Annotated in this window: 12 protein-coding genes and 2 pseudogenes; 3 read left to right on the forward strand and 11 right to left on the reverse strand. The window is 47.0% G+C overall.

Going from position 1 to position 16283, the window contains the following annotated elements; translation table 11 throughout:
- The first annotated feature begins 227 nt into the window (after nt 1–227).
- Nucleotides 228–2471 carry a molybdopterin oxidoreductase family protein gene (locus CYP28_RS10805; RefSeq protein ID WP_343219156.1) on the forward strand — a complete coding sequence of 748 codons (2244 nt, stop codon included), beginning with the start codon at nt 228–230 and terminating at the stop codon, nt 2469–2471.
- A gap of 249 nt (nt 2472–2720) precedes the next feature.
- Here CYP28_RS10805 and fdh3B read toward each other — a convergent pair whose 3' ends face one another.
- From fdh3B to tupB, 6 genes are all read right to left on the reverse strand, one after another.
- Nucleotides 2721–3362 carry a formate dehydrogenase FDH3 subunit beta gene (fdh3B, locus tag CYP28_RS02875; RefSeq protein ID WP_103593014.1) on the reverse strand — a complete coding sequence of 214 codons (642 nt, stop codon included), beginning with the start codon at nt 3360–3362 and terminating at the stop codon, nt 2721–2723.
- Between the two features lies 1 nt (nt 3363).
- The gene (locus CYP28_RS02880; RefSeq protein WP_103593355.1) at nt 3364–6174 is read right to left on the reverse strand and encodes a molybdopterin-dependent oxidoreductase; all 2811 of its coding nucleotides are present in this window, start codon (nt 6172–6174) and stop codon (nt 3364–3366) included.
- A 46-nt stretch (nt 6175–6220) separates the two neighbouring features.
- Nucleotides 6221–6397: a twin-arginine translocation signal domain-containing protein gene (locus CYP28_RS02885; protein WP_084040950.1), complete on the reverse strand. Its 177-nt coding sequence runs from the start codon at nt 6395–6397 to the stop codon at nt 6221–6223.
- The gene (locus CYP28_RS02890; RefSeq protein ID WP_103593015.1) at nt 6384–7109 is read right to left on the reverse strand and encodes a TorD/DmsD family molecular chaperone; all 726 of its coding nucleotides are present in this window, start codon (nt 7107–7109) and stop codon (nt 6384–6386) included. Before CYP28_RS02890 ends, CYP28_RS02885 begins: the two co-directional genes overlap by 14 nt.
- A 300-nt stretch (nt 7110–7409) precedes the next feature.
- A complete protein-coding gene (gene tupC, locus CYP28_RS02895) occupies nt 7410–8363 on the reverse strand; it encodes a tungstate ABC transporter ATP-binding protein TupC (protein WP_103593016.1) in 954 nt (317 codons plus the stop codon).
- A gap of 93 nt (nt 8364–8456) precedes the next feature.
- The gene (tupB, locus tag CYP28_RS02900) at nt 8457–9149 is read right to left on the reverse strand and encodes a tungstate ABC transporter permease TupB (protein ID WP_103593017.1); all 693 of its coding nucleotides are present in this window, start codon (nt 9147–9149) and stop codon (nt 8457–8459) included.
- A gap of 72 nt (nt 9150–9221) precedes the next feature.
- On the opposite strand from tupB, the gene tupA reads away from it, so the two are divergent.
- Nucleotides 9222–10040, forward strand: coding sequence for a tungstate ABC transporter substrate-binding protein TupA (gene tupA / locus CYP28_RS02905; protein ID WP_103593018.1), 819 nt, complete (start codon nt 9222–9224; stop codon nt 10038–10040).
- Nucleotides 10041–10224: 184 nt separating this feature from the next.
- On the opposite strand, the gene CYP28_RS02910 is transcribed toward tupA, so the two are convergent.
- From CYP28_RS02910 to CYP28_RS02930, 5 genes and pseudogenes are all read right to left on the reverse strand, one after another.
- Nucleotides 10225–11550 (reverse strand): aminotransferase class V-fold PLP-dependent enzyme, encoded by a 1326-nt coding sequence (locus tag CYP28_RS02910; protein ID WP_103593019.1) that lies wholly within the window; start codon nt 11548–11550, stop codon nt 10225–10227.
- A 183-nt stretch (nt 11551–11733) separates the two neighbouring features.
- Entirely contained in the window at nt 11734–11922 is a 189-nt protein-coding gene (locus CYP28_RS02915) for a hypothetical protein (protein ID WP_002951016.1), read from the reverse strand.
- Nucleotides 11923–11949: 27 nt separating this feature from the next.
- Nucleotides 11950–12717 carry a winged helix-turn-helix domain-containing protein gene (locus CYP28_RS02920; protein ID WP_103593020.1) on the reverse strand — a complete coding sequence of 256 codons (768 nt, stop codon included), beginning with the start codon at nt 12715–12717 and terminating at the stop codon, nt 11950–11952.
- Nucleotides 12710–13492 carry a formate dehydrogenase accessory sulfurtransferase FdhD gene (fdhD, locus tag CYP28_RS02925; protein WP_103593021.1) on the reverse strand — a complete coding sequence of 261 codons (783 nt, stop codon included), beginning with the start codon at nt 13490–13492 and terminating at the stop codon, nt 12710–12712. Before fdhD ends, CYP28_RS02920 begins: the two co-directional genes overlap by 8 nt.
- An 802-nt stretch (nt 13493–14294) precedes the next feature.
- Nucleotides 14295–14605 (reverse strand): annotated as a pseudogene (locus tag CYP28_RS02930) (phospho-N-acetylmuramoyl-pentapeptide-transferase); the annotation flags it as partial.
- Between the two features lie 77 nt (nt 14606–14682).
- On the opposite strand from CYP28_RS02930, the pseudogene gpmI reads away from it, so the two are divergent.
- Nucleotides 14683–16159, forward strand: a pseudogene (gene gpmI, locus CYP28_RS02935) (2,3-bisphosphoglycerate-independent phosphoglycerate mutase).
- The last annotated feature ends 124 nt before the right edge of the window (nt 16160–16283 follow it).

The raw sequence follows: 16283 nt of genomic DNA on the forward strand, positions 1-16283 counted from the left end.
GATTGTTATAGAGTGGTACCGGTAGGACAAATTTTATCAAAATGACTAATATGTGATTTTACTTTCAAAATACGATTTTAAAGACAAATTTAGCCAAAAGAGTAATATGCTAAATTTGCATATTACTTAAATAATCCTTAAAAAAATATACTAATTTTAAAACTAAATTTATATTTGCCATTATATAATAATCTCATAAATTTCAGTAATACCAGAAAGGAGCAAAAATGGAAGAGATCGTAAAGACCACCTGTCCATATTGCGGTACGGGCTGCGGCATCGATCTTATCGTGCAAAACGGTAGAATCGTAGACGCCAAACCCAGCAAAGATCACCACGTAAACGACGGCGAACTTTGCCTAAAAGGAATGTTCGGTTGGGAGTTCGTAAACTCTCCTAAACGCTTAAGCCGACCGATGATGAGAAAGCTAAACGGCGTCTACGACAAGCACGGCGAGCTTGAAGAAGTGAGTTTTGAGGAGGTTTATGATTTCCTCGCGGATAAATTTAAATCCACCGTCGCAAAATACGGCCCAAACTCGATCATGGGCTTTAGCTCTGCGCGCTCAAATAACGAAGACAACTACGTTTTCCAGAAATTTTTCCGCGCCCAGGGCAGTAACAACGTCGATCACTGCGCCCGTCTTTGACACGCTCCTACAGTGGCAGGTCTTGCCAGCACGTTAGGAAACGGAACGATGACGAACGATTTAGTCGAATTTGCGACCGATACGGACGTATTTTTACTCATCGGTACCAACACGAGCGAGTGTCACCCGATCATCGCTATGCAGATGCAGCGCGGCCTTCAGCGAGGCGCAAAGATGATCGTCGTAGATCCAAAGCGCACCGATATGGCTAAAAAAGCCGATATTTTCTTGCAAATCCCGATCGGAGCGAATATCAAAACGCTAAATACGATGATGCACGTCATAATCGCCGAAAATTTGCAAGACAGCGAGTTTATCGAGAAGTACTCCGAGGGATTTGAATATCTAAAAGAAGCGGTTAAGGACTTCACGCCTGAGCGTTTCGAGCGAGAAACCGGTATAAAAAAAGAGCTCATCATAGAGGCAGCTAGAATGTATGCTAAAGCAGGCGCGGCGGCGATTTGCTACACGATGGGTATCACGCAGTTTAGCGACGGCACGTCAAACGTCTTTTCGCTATCAAATTTAGCCGTTTTAACGGGAAATTTAGGCAAAAAGGGCGCGGGCGTAAATCCTCTGCGCGGTCAAAACAACGTCCAAGGCGCATGCGACATGGGCGCGCTGCCTAACGTCATCCCGGCAGGAGCGGTAAACAGCCCTTACGCGCAGGAGCAAGCGCGCAAAGTATGGCACTTTGAGCTAAATCCGGTTCCTGGCTTTAAACTAACGCAAGCACCCGATAAAATGGATAGCGGAGAGCTAAAAGTCCTCTACGTCTACGGCGAAAACCCCGTAATGAGCGATCCTTGGACCGAGCACTTCGTCCACGCCGTACATCACCTAGACTGCTTTATCGTGCAGGATCTATTCTTTACCGAGAGCGCGCACAAAGCCGACGTCGTGCTACCTGCCGCGGGCTGGGGCGAAAAGGATGGCACCTTTATCAACACCTCTCGCCGCGTCCAACGCACGCGCAAGGCTAGCGAGCCAGTTAGCGGCGTGGAGCCTGACTGGAAGGTCGTTTGCAACATCGCAAACCGCATGGGGCTAGAGGGATTTGATTTTGCGAGCCCTGAGCAAATTTGGAACGAGCTAAGGGAGCTTATGCCTAAATTTTTCGGCGGCATCAGCTACTATAGACTAGGCAAACTAGGCGGTATCAGCTGGCCGTGCCCAGACGAGGAGCATCCGGGTACGCCCGTGCTTTACGCAGATCACAAGTCCATGCTGCCTGGCGGTAAATTCCGCTTCGCGCCGGTGCTTTACGTAGACGATAAAGAGAAGCGCGCAAAGGCCGAGGCCGAATTTAGAGCCAAGATGAATATCCCGGACGGCTATCCGGTCGGTAGCGGCGCGCTTAGCGAGGTGCCTGATGAGGTATATCCGTGCCTATTTACGACCGGACGCAAGGTCTATCACTACCACACGGGCACGATGACCAGAGAGTGTCCGGCTCTTGAATACGGTGCGGGCATCGAGGGCGCGCTCATCGAGGTAAGCCCCGATATCGCTCGCGAGAGAGAGCTAGAGGAGGGCTGCTACGCGCTCGTACAAAACAAACGCGGTCAGATCGCGGCCAAACTACGCGTAAATCCGGATCTAAAAGAAGGCACGATATTTACGACCTTCCACTATAGCGAGGCCGACGGTAACGAGCTAGCAAACGCCGGCGATCCCGATCCGCTCTCAGGTATCACGCCGCTAAAGATGACGATAGCAAACATCAGGCGTCTAAGCGAGGAGGAATTTATCAAATTTAGAGAGCAAAACGAGATGTCGATGCACTCGGCAAATCCGTATTTGTCTCCTATTAGAGCGTAAATTTAGGGCGGGAGACCGCCCTTTTCTACCTAAATTTATCAATTTTATTTCAAATTTACCTGCATTCAAATTTGACGAACTATCGCGTAAAATTTAATAAAATTAAAGAAGTATAAGTCAAATTTAACGAACTATCCGTGTAAAATTTAATGAAATCAAAGAAGCATGAGTCAAATTTGACGCAGACAAACCGCGTCAAATTTGATGAGATTACTCGCCCCTGCAATCTCGGTGAGAGCGAGCTAAATTTTAAGATTTTATTTTAAGCCTATCGCCAGCATAGTAGGCGAGCTTCCAGGTTGGAGTTTGTTTTAGGTCTTTAAAGCCGTAGCCGCGAGCCTTGACTCTATCGCCGTAGATTTTTTCTATCATAGCCGATTCGCCTACTAGCAGTGCCTTTGTCGAGCACATCGCCGCACAAACCGGCACCTTTCCTTCGGAAATTCTATCCTGTCCGTACTCTTCGCGCTCGGCTTCGCTATTCGTCGGTAGCGGACCGCCTGCGCACATCGTGCACTTATCCATCGAACCTTTGGCGCCAAACACTCCCTCGCGCGGAAACTGAGGCGCACCGAACGGACACGCGTATAGACAGTATCCGCAGCCGATGCAGATATCTTTGTCGTGTAGCACGATGCCGTCGGCTCTGATATAAAAACAATCAACCGGGCAAACCAGCGAGCACGGCGCTTCCTCGCAGTGCATGCAGGCTATCGAGGTCGATATTTCCTCGCCCGGTACGCCTTCGTTTAGCGTGATGACGCGGCGGCGGCGGATGCCAAGAGGCAGCTCGTGAGCCTCATCGCAAGCCACCGCGCAGCCGTTACAGTCGATACATCTATCGTCGTCGCAGTAAAATTTAAGTCTATTATTATCGTTAAATTCGCTCATTTTACGCCTTTTCTATGCGGCATAGACCGCTTTTGGTTTCAGGGATTTGAGTGTTTATATCATATCCGTAGTTAGTGACGGTATTTGCGCTCTCGCCTACCGCATAAGGCTTCGTGCCTTCCGGGAAATTACCCGTCATATCGGCGCCTTGCATATAACCCGCATAATGAAACGGCATAAAGATAGTGTCTGGTTTAACGGACGGTACCACTCTGGCGCGCACCTTAACCTTAGTACCTTCAGGCGAATGAACCCAGATGAAATCCCAGTTTTTAATGCCGTGTTTAGCCGCAAGTTCAGGGTGGATATCCGCAAACATCTCAGGCGTCAAGCGGCTTAGATACATACTAGCTCTCGTCTCCATGCCCGCGCCGCTAAAATTTACGAGTCGAGCCGTCGTGAGGATAATAGGAAACTCTTTTGAGTAGTCCTTTGCTAGCTGGACGGATTTAAATTTTGTATCGACACGGTTTTGAAGTTTCTTATCCTCAAAGCTCGGATACTTCTGCGCCAGATCGAATCTAGGCGTATGCAGCGGCTCTCTGTGAAGAGGAATTTGATCCGCAAAAGTCCAAACGATCGTCCTAGCTCGCGCGTTACCGTACGGAGCGATGTTTTTCTCCATGCATTTTTTAGCGATGATATTACTATCGTCATGTATCCAGCTGCCGCCTATTTTAGCCTTTTCATCCTCGGTTAGCGTGATGCCTAGCACCTTTTCGATGTTATCTTTTTTGATCTCCGGATATCCGCCCTTGACAAACGAATCTACGGGCGCGCTACCGTCTGCGGCTAATTGACTAACTCCGTTATGCTCTAAGCCGAAGCGGTTTCTAAAACCCATACCGCCTTGCCTAACGGATTTGTTTATATCGTAAAGTATCGGGCTGCCCGGATGATCCTCAGTCCAGCACGGCCACGGTAAGCCGTAGTATTCGCCTTCGACTACGGTGCCCGGTTTTCCTAGACTTGTTTTTTCGTCAAATTTATCCCAGTTTTCTTGGTGCTTTTTGAGCCTTTCCGGAGTCCAACCCGTCATGCCGATAGTTTTTATTATATTTGCGATCTCGCGCGTAGCGACCTCAGGCCACTCGATCTTACCTTCGGCGTCTCTGATCGTGCGCGTTAGCTCGTCATAGTAGCCTAGCCTTTTGGCAAGCTCGAATAAAATTTCGTGATCCGGCATACTCTCAAAGAGAGGCTCTACGACCTGGCTTCTCCACTGGCCGCTACGGTTCGTCGCTACGACCGTGCCGCTAGTTTCAAACTGCGTCGCTGCAGGCAGTATGTAGACGTCGTCTTTTTTGTCAGTTATCACGCCGGCATCGTTTACGAAAGGATCTACTAGAACCAAAAGCTCAAGCGCGTCTAGGCCTTCTTTTACTTTTACTTGTTGCGCGGTAGAGGTGATGCCGTTGCCGATTACTACTAAGGCTTTTATACTGTCGCCGGCATTATCTACTACTTCGTTGCCGTTTTTACCGTCAAGCACGCCTGCCCACCATTTTGACAGCGTAAATCCGGGCTTAAACATCATTTCAGGCTTAACGAAATTCTTTTGGAGCCATTCAAAATCGACCTTCCACATCTTAGCGAAGTATTTCCAGTTGGCTTCGTTTTTTGGATAGTACCCGGGTAGCTCGGTCGGCAAATTCGCCATATCCGTCGCGCCTTGAACGTTGTCGTGACCGCGAAGGATATTACAGCCGCCGCCGCTAACGCCCATATTTCCTAGCACTAGTTGCAGGATCGGAGCGATACGAGTGTTTGAGCTGCCTATGGTGTGCTGAGTTAGACCCATCGCCCAAACGACCGATCCCGGGCGATTTTTTGCATAAACTTCGGTTATCTCAAGAAGCGTCTCTTTTTTGATCCCGCAAACATCGGCTACGACTTCGGGCGTCCATTTGGCAGCCTCTTCGCGGATCAGATCCATACCGTAGACGCGGTCGTTTATAAATTCCTTATCTTCCCAGCCGTTTTGAAAGATGATATTCATCATGCCGTACATAAAAGGTATATCCGTGCCGGTGCGAATTTGAGCGAAATAATCAGCCTTAGCCGCAGTTCTCGTGTATCTTGGATCGACCACGATCAGCTTTGCGCCGTTATTTTCCTTCGCTTTTAGAAAATGCCTAAAGCCGACCGGGTGGTTTACCGCCGGATTTGCGCCCACTATAAAGATAGACTTCGCGTTTTGGATATCTCCAAGATGATTTGTCATAGCTCCGTAACCCCAAGTATTCGCCACACCGGCGACTGTAGAGCTGTGTCAAAGACGTGCTTGGTGATCTAGGTTATTAGTCCCGAACATCGCTACGAATTTGCTTATATAATAGCTTTGTTCGTTGCAATCTTTTGCAGAGCCTAGAAACATCACTTGTTCAGGGTTTTTCTCGCGATACGCTTTTAGTTTGGCGCCGATTTCATCAAGCGCGTCTTTGTAGCTGATGCGTTTCCATTTGCCGCCTACTTTTTTCATCGGGTATTTTACGCGGCAGTGAGAGCGCACCATATCGATGACGTCGCTACCCTTACAGCAGTGGCCGCCAGCGCTTACCGGGTGATCTTGGGCTACTTCTTGGCGTACCCAAACGCCGTTTTCTACCTCGGCGCGCACTCCGCATCCAACGGAGCAAACCGTACAAACGGTTTTTACGATTTTAGAGTTTGGAAACGGATTTGCCATTTCTTCTTTTGTGGCGCTTCTAGTTACGCCGCTAGCGGCCAGCCCGCTCATGCCGCCCGCTACGCCTGCTAGTGCGGCCATTTTTAAAAACGATCTTCGCCCGACTGCGTTTGAGTGGGGCATAAGACGTAAATTTGCCTCAGACATATTTATCCTTTCTTAAATTTTATTATTTCGCTTGTTCGTAGTATAGATCCCAGTTTTTGCTTCTTTTATAAAGCACTTCGGTCTTTTTGCTTTTACCGTATTTTAGGTTTGACGCCGCTGCCGTCGCTACTCCGGCCGTAGCCGCTGCTGCGCCGACTAGCCCCGCCTTTTTTAAAAATTCTCGCCTATTTTTTTGCATTTTCTTCCTCCATAGCTTTTAGCTTTCTCACTCGGTTTTTTTGCCTTCTTATGGCCTCGGATCTTGAAACTCCGTCCAAGGTCTTTTTGTTTTCACCTTGATTTATAGGACGCGGTGCGCTTAAAACTACGCGCTCAAACTCTATAAATCCTTGCAGAAGTACCGCGACGTCTTTGTAAATTTCGCTGCTTTCGTGGTTAAAAAGACTCTCTATAAACTCGTCGATGTTTGGATTTATAATCTCTTTAAAAAGCTGCTCCTCAAGCTCGCCGTATAGCTCCTGCTCGCTCTCTCGTGCGATAAATTCGCTCATCAGCGCAAACACGAAGCCCACGTTGTCTTCGTTTTCTTTAAATTTAGCCTCGTCGCGCCTAATGTCTGTGCGGGCTAAAATTTTACGCACTTTTGCGCAGGCGTGTCCGACCTCGTAGCCCTCGTCGTAGTAGGACAGCGAGTTTCTAAGCGGACTTGGCAGAGCGTGGAAAATTTCATCGAATTCATCCGCTAAATTTTGCGAATTTTTCTCGTCGAATTTTGCCTGTATGCGCATTATCGCGGCGGCCGATTCCTCGTTTAGAGCGTGCGCCGAGGCAAGGCCTAGCATCGCGTTTACGCCGCTAAATCTATCGGCTTCTTGGCTAAAAACGAAAAAACGCGAAAATAGCGAGTAATAAAGCCCACGTCCCGCCGCAAATTCGCCCTTGCTAGTCATCGCCTTCCTTTATCATTTTTGTCTATTTTTTGAGATTTTTCTCGATTGTGAAACTATACTACTTTTTGGCTTATTTCTTATACTTAAAAAAAAATAAATCAAAAAAATTAATATATGCTTAAATATGCCTTAGTTGCATATTGCTTACGGCGAATTTTAGGAGGTAAAATAAATATGAAATTTACGCATATATCTTGCATTTACGCTTCATTTTGATATTTACTTTTAACTCGGCTATTTTAACGGGCGTTAAACGAGTCTAAATTTAAAATCAGGGGCGAAATTTGCAAAATTTGAGGCTCATTCAAGCCCCAAAAACGCTCCTTCGTCAAATTTAAAATAAATCCTCTCGCCGACGTTAAAATTTTGCGAATTAGGCGCCAACGTTTTAATCAAAAAGTCGCCGATTTTGATTTTTACCAAAAGCTCTTTGCCAAGATAGAGCGAAACCGAGTGCAAGATGCCGCCCAAATACCCATCTATCGGCGTTTTGCTTAGCGTTATTTTGCTTGGATTTACGGCGATCTTTACGGCGTTACGTAAATTTTGCGGCAAATTTACGCTCGCATTTTCGTCAAATTTTAAAACCCCGTCCCGCGAGTCAAATACATTTTTGTATTCAAATTCGCACACGCGACCCTTGTGCAAAAAGACGTTTTCCTCAGCGATTGCGGTTAGCCATTTGTCGTCGTGGCTAGCGATCACAAAACCGCAGCCGTATCTTTGCCGCATGTAAAGCACCGCCTTGCCAAAAAGCTTTGAAGTGCCCACATCCACGCTATTTGTCGGCTCGTCGAGTAGATATAGCCGCGATCTAAGCGCCAAATTTAACGCAAAGCTAACGCGCTGCGTCTGTCCCGAGCTAAGCTCAAAGTGGCGCTTGTTTAAAAAGCTCTCGTCAAGCCCGACCAAATTTAACGCCTCGCTCGCTCGCTCGTCAAATTCTCCCAGTATTCCGCGGCTTTTTAAAACAGCCCTAAAGTTTTCCCTCACGGAGCGTTTTAAAAGTGCAGGCTCTGGCAACAAAACGCTAACGCCGCGCAGTAAATTTAGACTAGGCGCGCTGCTTCCCCACAGCCGCACCTCGCCGCTAGTAGGTTTTTGTAAAAATGAAATTACTCGCATCAGCGTGCTTTTACCGCTGCCGTTGCTGCCAGTTAGCGCGGTGATTTTGGTGACGTCGATATCAAGGCGCGGGATGTTTAAAATCTCGCTCACGCCGTAGTTTAGGCGTAAATTTCTAACGTTTATCACTTTGCGCCTTTCTCGTTAAATTTGCACAAAGGCTCAAATTTGACGCGCCTAGCCCGCATTTTGCGAGCGTAAAATTTCTAAATTTATCAAATTTCATTTATCCAGCCTTTTTAGCGCGTGTATCGTCAAATTTACGGCAAACGCGATAAAGATGAGCACCAAAGCCAGCGCGATACCCATGGCAAACTCGCCTTTGTTCGTCTCCAGCGACACTGCAGTCGTGATCGTGCGGGTAAAATATTTGATATTTCCGCCGATCATCATCGCCACGCCGACCTCGGCCACGATACGCCCGTACGCCGTCGCTACGACCACCATCAGAGCATACCTTAGCTCGTAAAGCACGCAGCCCACTAGCCGCGGCGCGCTCAGGCGTAAATTTATGATGGTTAGATAGTGTTTTTTGTCCATATTTTCCACGACGCTAGCGCTTAGCGAGATGATGATAGGTAGTGCTAGCACAAACTGCCCCAGCATCACGGCCTTTAGCGTAAAAAGCAGCCCAAACTCGCCAAACGGGCCGTTTCGCGTGATAAATGCATACAAAATAAGTCCGATCGCAACGGTAGGCATCGCAAGCGCAGTATCGCTAAGCAATCGTAATACTCGCCGTCCGCGAAAATCGTAAAATCCCAGCGTAAAGCCTAGCGGAAAACCGACTAAAATCGTAAAAAATATCGAAACGCTCGAAGTGTAAAGCGTCGCCCTGATCGCCGAATACGTTTCCTCATCGCCACTAAAAAGCAGCCTAAAGGCCTCTAAGAATCCGTTTAGTAGAAAGTCCAAATATTATTTCTCCGTATGTTTATATGGTTAATTTAATATGCTATAATAGCATACTTTTAAAAAAGGAGAAAAATGAAAAAAGTAATATTATGCTCGCTAATCGCGAGCGTTTTGGCGTTTGCGGGCGATAGCGAACTCATCATGGCTACCACCACCAGCACCGATAACACGGGGCTACTAGACGCGATCTACCCTGCGTATAAGGCAAAAACCGGCGTCGATATCAAATGGACCGCCGTAGGCACGGGCGCTGCTTTAAAACTTGGCGAAAACTGCGATGCGGACATACTTTTCGTGCATTCGCCAAAAGTTGAGAAAGAATTCGTAGAAAAAGGCTTTGGCGTCGAGAGAAAAGCCGTAATGTACAATGATTTCGTCGTTATCGCCGATAAATCTATCGCCGATAAATTTAAAGGCAAAGACATAAAAGAGAGCTTTGAGCTGATCAAAAAAGAGAATATCAAATTTTTCTCTCGCGGCGATAAATCAGGCACTGACAACAAAGAAAAAGGTATCTGGAAAAAAATCATCGGCGAAGTGCCTGAAAAAGACGGCTGGTATATGCAAACCGGCCAAGGCATGCTAGCTACCATCAACGCTGCAGCCGAGCAAAAGGGCGTGACGTTCACCGACCGTGGCACCTACATCAAGTACGAGGACACCAAAAAAGGCGCGCCTGAGATGGTCATCATCAACGAGGGCGACAACGACCTAAAGAACTTCTACTCGCTAATCGCGGTAAATCCGAAGCACTGCGCTAAGGCCGACATCGAAAACGCAAATAAATTTATAGAGTGGGCGACGAGCGAAGAGGGTCAGAAATTTATCGGCGACTTTAAGCTGCTAAATAAGCCGCTTTTCACGCCTGATGCGAATACTCGCAAGAACTAATTTTATTTACGCGCAAATTTGAGTCGAATTTATGGTTTAAATTTGCGTGATTCGGGCGCGCTTTGCGCCCTTTTTCTTTCTTAAATTTACCCTTTTTAGTTTTTAAATTTAATCAAATTTGATCGCGTATTTTTGATTTGCTAAAATTTGACCTTTTCGCGAGCTGAATTTAACCCGCTTAAATTTAAATCTTTCCGCCGAACATCTCATACATCGCCTTTTCCTCGCCCCAAAGCTCGCGGTGTTTTTTGATGCAAGATTTTATCGCGCCAACTAGATATAGCACGTCTTGCTCGGTGTGTGTGTAGTGCAGGCTCACGCGCACGAAGCCGGGCTTGCTCTCGGGCATGCGCCCCTCCTTGATACCAAGCAGATCGTGAGCGTACGGACCAGCGCACATCACGCCCGCGCGCGTCTGGATACCAAAGTCGTTGCTAAGGCTCGCTGCAAAATCATACGCCGAAACGCCGCGCACGTTAAAGGAAATTATCGGCTGCCGCGGCGCGCCCTTTGGAGCGTAGTTTATGATCTCGTCAATGCCTGCTAGCTCGCTCTCAAAAAGCCGCGCGAGCTCGTCCTCGGTGCTTTTTATTTGCTTGAAGCCCACTTCGTTTCGCAGCGCATAAGCCAAATTTGCCCGCATGAGTCCGATAATAGGCGGCGTACCACCTTCCTCTAGCTGCTCGGGATTTTTCAAAAATACGTGCCCTTCGCGGCTAGCGTAGGCGACCGTCCCGCCCGCGGCAAAGGTTGGCACGTCGCTGTTAAGTAGCTCCTTTTTGATCGCTAAAAGCCCGCAGCTAGCAGGCCCTCCTAGCAACTTATGCGGTGAGAGGAAAATCGCGTCAAAATGATCGCAGTCTAAATTTGCGTGCGAGCCGAGCGCCGCGCAGTCAAAGGCCACGATCCCGCCCGCGGCTCTGATTAGCTTGCTGATTTTTTTGTAGTCGCTGACGACGCCCGTAACGTTTGAGGCGGCGCTAAACGAGCCGATGATGCGGCGTGCTGAGTTTAGCTTTAGGATGCGTTCAAGTGCGAGCAAATCGATCTCTCCGCCCTCGCTAAGCGGCACGCGCAGGTAGTCGCAAAGCCCCTCGCGAAAGCTAAGCTCGTTTGAGTGGTGTTCGTATGGCGAAACGAGCACGAGCGGAAGCTGCGCGGCGCGTAAATTTGCCTCGCCGATCGCGCCTCTGGTCGCAGGCGGCAGATAGATGCCCAGTATCTCCTGAAATTTCTTGATCGCAGCCGTCGCGCCCTGTCCGCAGGCGATGAGATAAAACCGCTCGTCAAGCCCCAGCAGCTTTTTTAGGCTCTCTCGCGCGCCCTCGTAGCGCCGCTGCGTGATGATGGCGCTGGAGCTGCTGTCGGAGTGGGTGTTGGCGTAGGTTTTGAGAACATCTGCTATCTCGCGCTCTACGGGCTCATAAGCAAGCCCGGAAGCCGCGAAATCAAAATAATGCACGCCCGGTTTTAGGATGATATTTTTTCTTATTTCGTCTAAATTTGCCATTTTTTACTCTTTAAATTTGATACAGTAATTATAGTAAATTTTCGCAAATTTCGGGCTTTTGCTGTGGAAATGATTTAGTAAATTTGGAGATTAAATTTGAGCAAGCTAAATTTAACCGCAAAGCGGCAAATTTAACTTAATAAAGCAGAGAATCGCGAGCCGCAGAGGCTCACGACCATTTTATTATTTATTTATAAAATTTTTCTCTAGCCACTCGATAGCTTTTGCCTCAGTTTCGAAGCGTCCGCTTTTAGCGACCTGATTTTGCCCCTCGTAGAAGCGAATCCTGATACCGTCTTGGACGCTATCTACCTTGATACGCGTGATCTTGTCTTTGTTTAGATAGACCCTATCGTTTAGTTTTACGTACATTTTTTCTCCCTTAAATTTGATGTGGTTTTATTTATTTTTATCGTTTGCGTCGTCTTTGCTCGCGTCTTTTTTCTCACCGTCTTTTTTCAGAAACAACTCCTTAAAGCGCTTATCCGCAAAGTCCTCGATATCGTTTTGTAGCTGCCTATAGGCGTTTATGAGCTCATGCGCGCGCTCGTTTAACGTCGTGCCTGCGTTTTCGCCGCCGCCTTGTTTGGTGGTAAAGAGCTCCTCTTTTAGATTTTTTTGCAAAATTTGCAGATGATTCCAGCATTTTTTATAGTTCATGCCTAGGATTTCGGCGGCCTTTGAGATCGAGCCGACCTCGGCGATGACGTCTAGGACTTCGGTTTTGCCCTTACCGAAGATCAGCTCGCCCTCGTCGTTTTCTATCCAGGTTTTGGTTTTTACTCTCATCTTTTTTCCTTTCTTCTCCTTAAAACACCCCAGTTGGCAGTATTTTACGTCGATTTTATAGTCTTTTAGCGCCCCGCGGATCGTCTTTAGCCCCACGCCCGCAGCCGCGTCTCTAGCGTCTTTGCACAGTATTCTGCCCTTTTCGTCGGTCATCTGTTTTAGCTGCGTCATAACGGTGTATTTACCGCGTCCGTTTTCTAGCCCGCCAAACTGCCCTAGCTCGCAGTTGTCGATCTTTACGCCCATTTTTTCAGCCTCGTCGCCAACCTCGCCGATCTCTACGCCTAGCTTTGCGGCGATCTTAAACGCCGCGCCGCAGTCCAGCCTGCCCTTTGGATTTAGCAGTTTTGTTATCAGTTCGCGGATTTGCTCACTCATAGATTCTCTCCGCGCCGCTATACACGTTTATGGTTTCGCCGCGCGCAAAGCCGCACAGCGTGAGGTTAAATTTACGCGCTATCACGACGCCTAGGCTAGTAGGAGCCGTACGCGAGACGAGCACTGGAATGCCGTGCATAACGGCTTTTGCTACCATTTCGGAGCTCAAGCGCCCGCTCACCATCAAAAACGAATTTTGTAGCTGCGAGCCAGCTAGTATAGCTTTGCCGACGGCTTTGTCTATGGTGTTGTGCTGAGCGATATCCTCGCCGATGTAAAACTGCTCGCCGCTAACAAAAAGCTTGGCCGTATGCACGCAGCCCGTCATCTCGTAAAGCTCGCACTGTGTGTAAAACTGCCCCATCTGGCGCAAAATTTCGTCTTTGTTAAATTTGACGTCGGCCTTTATAGAGCGCGCCGCCATAGCCTCGGGATCGATATTTGCCGTAGAGCTGCGTCCGCAGCCACTGATTATCACCTTTTCCTCGTCAAACTGCTCGAGGCGCTTTTCGTTGATTTTAGCCTTTACCCGCACGCTTATAGCGTCGCTTGAGAGCTCTATACTCTCGATATCCTCAGGGCTTGCGATCAAATTTTCGCTGATGAGATAGCCTACAGCTAGTGCCTCCTGATCGGTCGGAGTCGCCATGAGCGCACCGAAACGCTTGCCGTTTATGTAGATCTCAAGCTTGATCTCGCGCACCAAAATATCATCTACGGCGCTTTTTTGCGCGCCTTTAAATTTGGTGATTTGGGTCGTAAAAATAGGTTGCATGATTTTCCTTAATTTTTGCGAAATGATAGCCTGAAAATCTAAATTTAAGATTTGATTGTAGTGAAATCTTGCTTAAATCAAGCAAAAACTTAAACGCTTTTTAGCACGTTTTTATCGGTATCCGATGATGATTTATATATGCGAATTTAGCATATATCTTAAGATATTTTTTGACTAAGATTTTATCATTATCTATTATTTATATAAGAAATGAAGGAATACTAAAAATAGTATAAGGCTAGAATTAGATCGCACATAACTTGCCGCATATGTAGGTTAAATCTTGAAAAATTATAAATATAATTTGCGGCCTGACGTAAGACCGAGAAGGAAATTTATATTATAGAGTCAAGTTAAAAAAACTAATTTTTATCAAGCCGTATTTTACTGTTATATGGCTCGTGTATGACTCAAACACGCCGACCGTATATAAAAAGCCCTTAATTATATTCATTAAGGGCTTTTTATATGAAAACTTAGACCTTTTATCGACGAAAAATCATTTTCGAGCGATAAAGTTTCGTCTAAGTTTTTATATTTTTCTTTTTGCCTGACCAAAGAAAAATATAGGCCGTCTGTCAAGACTTTACAGCTAACTCATTTGAGTTTGCTAAGTAAGTATTAACATATTGTCCTATGTAGGGGTTATTTGTCCTTAATATTATGATAAATGGTATCAAATTCTAAGGCTGTATGATAGAATTAGAAGCTATTATTTTTTATTAAGTTAAAGTAAATTTTGGTTTATAGGGAAATTTACTTTTGTTTTTTTATTTGATATTTTAGTACAAATTTTAAAATTAAAGCCCGCTAGACAGATCAGCGAAGCAAGGACGAAGACGTTATCAAGACGCGCGCAAATCACGCTAGCAAGAAGTGCGGCTCCGATAAAGACCAGCCCGCCCATCGTGTCGGCGTTTTGGCCTTTTTTTGGTGCGTTTGCGGAGCTAGCTCGTAGATGGGCTGGGCGGCGTTTTTGGCCTTTGCCCACGCGATAAATTTGGGCAGCGCCCAAACGGTCAAGCAAAATGCGATAAAAAACGAAAATCCCGCGCGAACGGTGATGTACTGAAAGATATTAAAATTTGAGAATTCATAAATATAGTAAAACATAAAAGCCTTTATTTAAAAAAACTAATTTTAGTATAATGCCGTTAAAAAATATCTAAATTTAAGGCGAAAATTTAAAAATGGCGCAAAAAACTATTTTGGTGATCACAGACGGCATCGGATATAATGAAAGTAGTGAATTTAACGCGTTTGCAGCGGCAAAAAAGCCCACATACGACTGGTTGTTTAAAACGGCCAAATACGCTCATAAAAACCTCGGGCCTGGCAGTGGGCCTACCTGACGGACAGATGGGAAACAGCGAGGTCGGGCACATGTGTATCTGCAGTGGGCGGGTTTTGTATCAAAATTTGGTAAAAATTTCGCTCGGTTTTGAAAACGGCTCGCTAGCCAAAAGCGAAAAGCTTTTAAATTTATTTAAAGCTTGCAAACGCGTTCACGTCGTCGGACTCTACTCAGACGGCGGCGTGCACTCGCACATGAGCCACTTTGGCGCGATGTGTTCTCTTGCGGTCGCAAACGGTTGCGAGGTGTTTGCCCACGCGATAACCGACTGGCGCGACGTAGGCCCGAAAAGCGGGCTGGCGTTCATAAAATCGCTGCAAGAAAAGGCGCAAAATAAAGGCTTTAAGCTGGCTAGTGTTAGCGGTAGATTTTACGCGATGGACCGTGATAAACGCTGGGAGCGCGTGAAAACAGCCTACGACGCGATGATGCAAGGAGAAAACACGCAAACCGTATCGCCGCTAGAATACGTCATGCAAAGCTACGAGGCGGGCGTGACGGACGAGTTTATCGTGCCGGCTAGCTTTGGCGGATTTGAGGGTATCGGTGAAAATGACGGCGTGATATTTATAAATTTTAGAAACGACCGCGTGCGCGAGATCGCGGCGGCTTTGGGCGATGAAAATTTTAGCAAATTCGCGCGTCCGTTCGTCGTCAAAAATCTACTCACGATGACCGAATACGACGCAAATTTCGCCTTTCCCGTGTTATTTGAAAACGAAAAGCTAAAAAATACCCTTGCCGAAGTCGTCGCAAACGCGGGCCTAACGCAGCTGCACACCGCCGAGACCGAGAAATACGCGCACGTGACCTTTTTCTTTAACGGCGGCGTCGAGGAGCTCGCACAAAACGAAACGAGAGTGCTGGTGCCAAGCCCCAAAGTAAAAACCTACGACGAAAAGCCTGAAATGAGCGCGCAGGCCGTGTGCGAAGCAGTGCTAAAAGGGATGGAGGACGGACAGGATTTTATAGTAGTAAATTTCGCAAATGGCGATATGGTCGGCCATACTGGCGAATTTGACGCGGCAGTTAAGGCGGTCGAGGCCGTGGATGCGGCGTTGGGGCGCATCGTAGCAAAAGCAAAAGAGAAAAACTACGCGCTAATCATCACGAGCGACCACGGCAACTGCGAGCAGATGAAGGACGCGCAGGGCAATCTGCTAACCAATCACACGACTTTTGATGTATTTTGCTTAGTGATGGGTGAGGGCGTAAAGGCGGTAAAAGCGGGCGGTCTAAACAATATCGCCGCGTCGGTGTTAAAGCTGATGGGGTTAGAAAAACCAGCCCAAATGGACGAAGCTTTGTTTTAATAAAAGCCCCATTTTTAAAATAAAGCAACACATAGCTTAGACTTGTTAGTGTGAAGTAAGGCTGCGAAGCGATGTGGTATCTTAGTTTGATTTTTTAGTGAAGCCATAAGGCAAACATTAAGAT

It is taken from the genome of Campylobacter concisus, assembly GCF_002914195.1.
GTDB lineage: Bacteria > Campylobacterota > Campylobacteria > Campylobacterales > Campylobacteraceae > Campylobacter_A > Campylobacter_A concisus_M.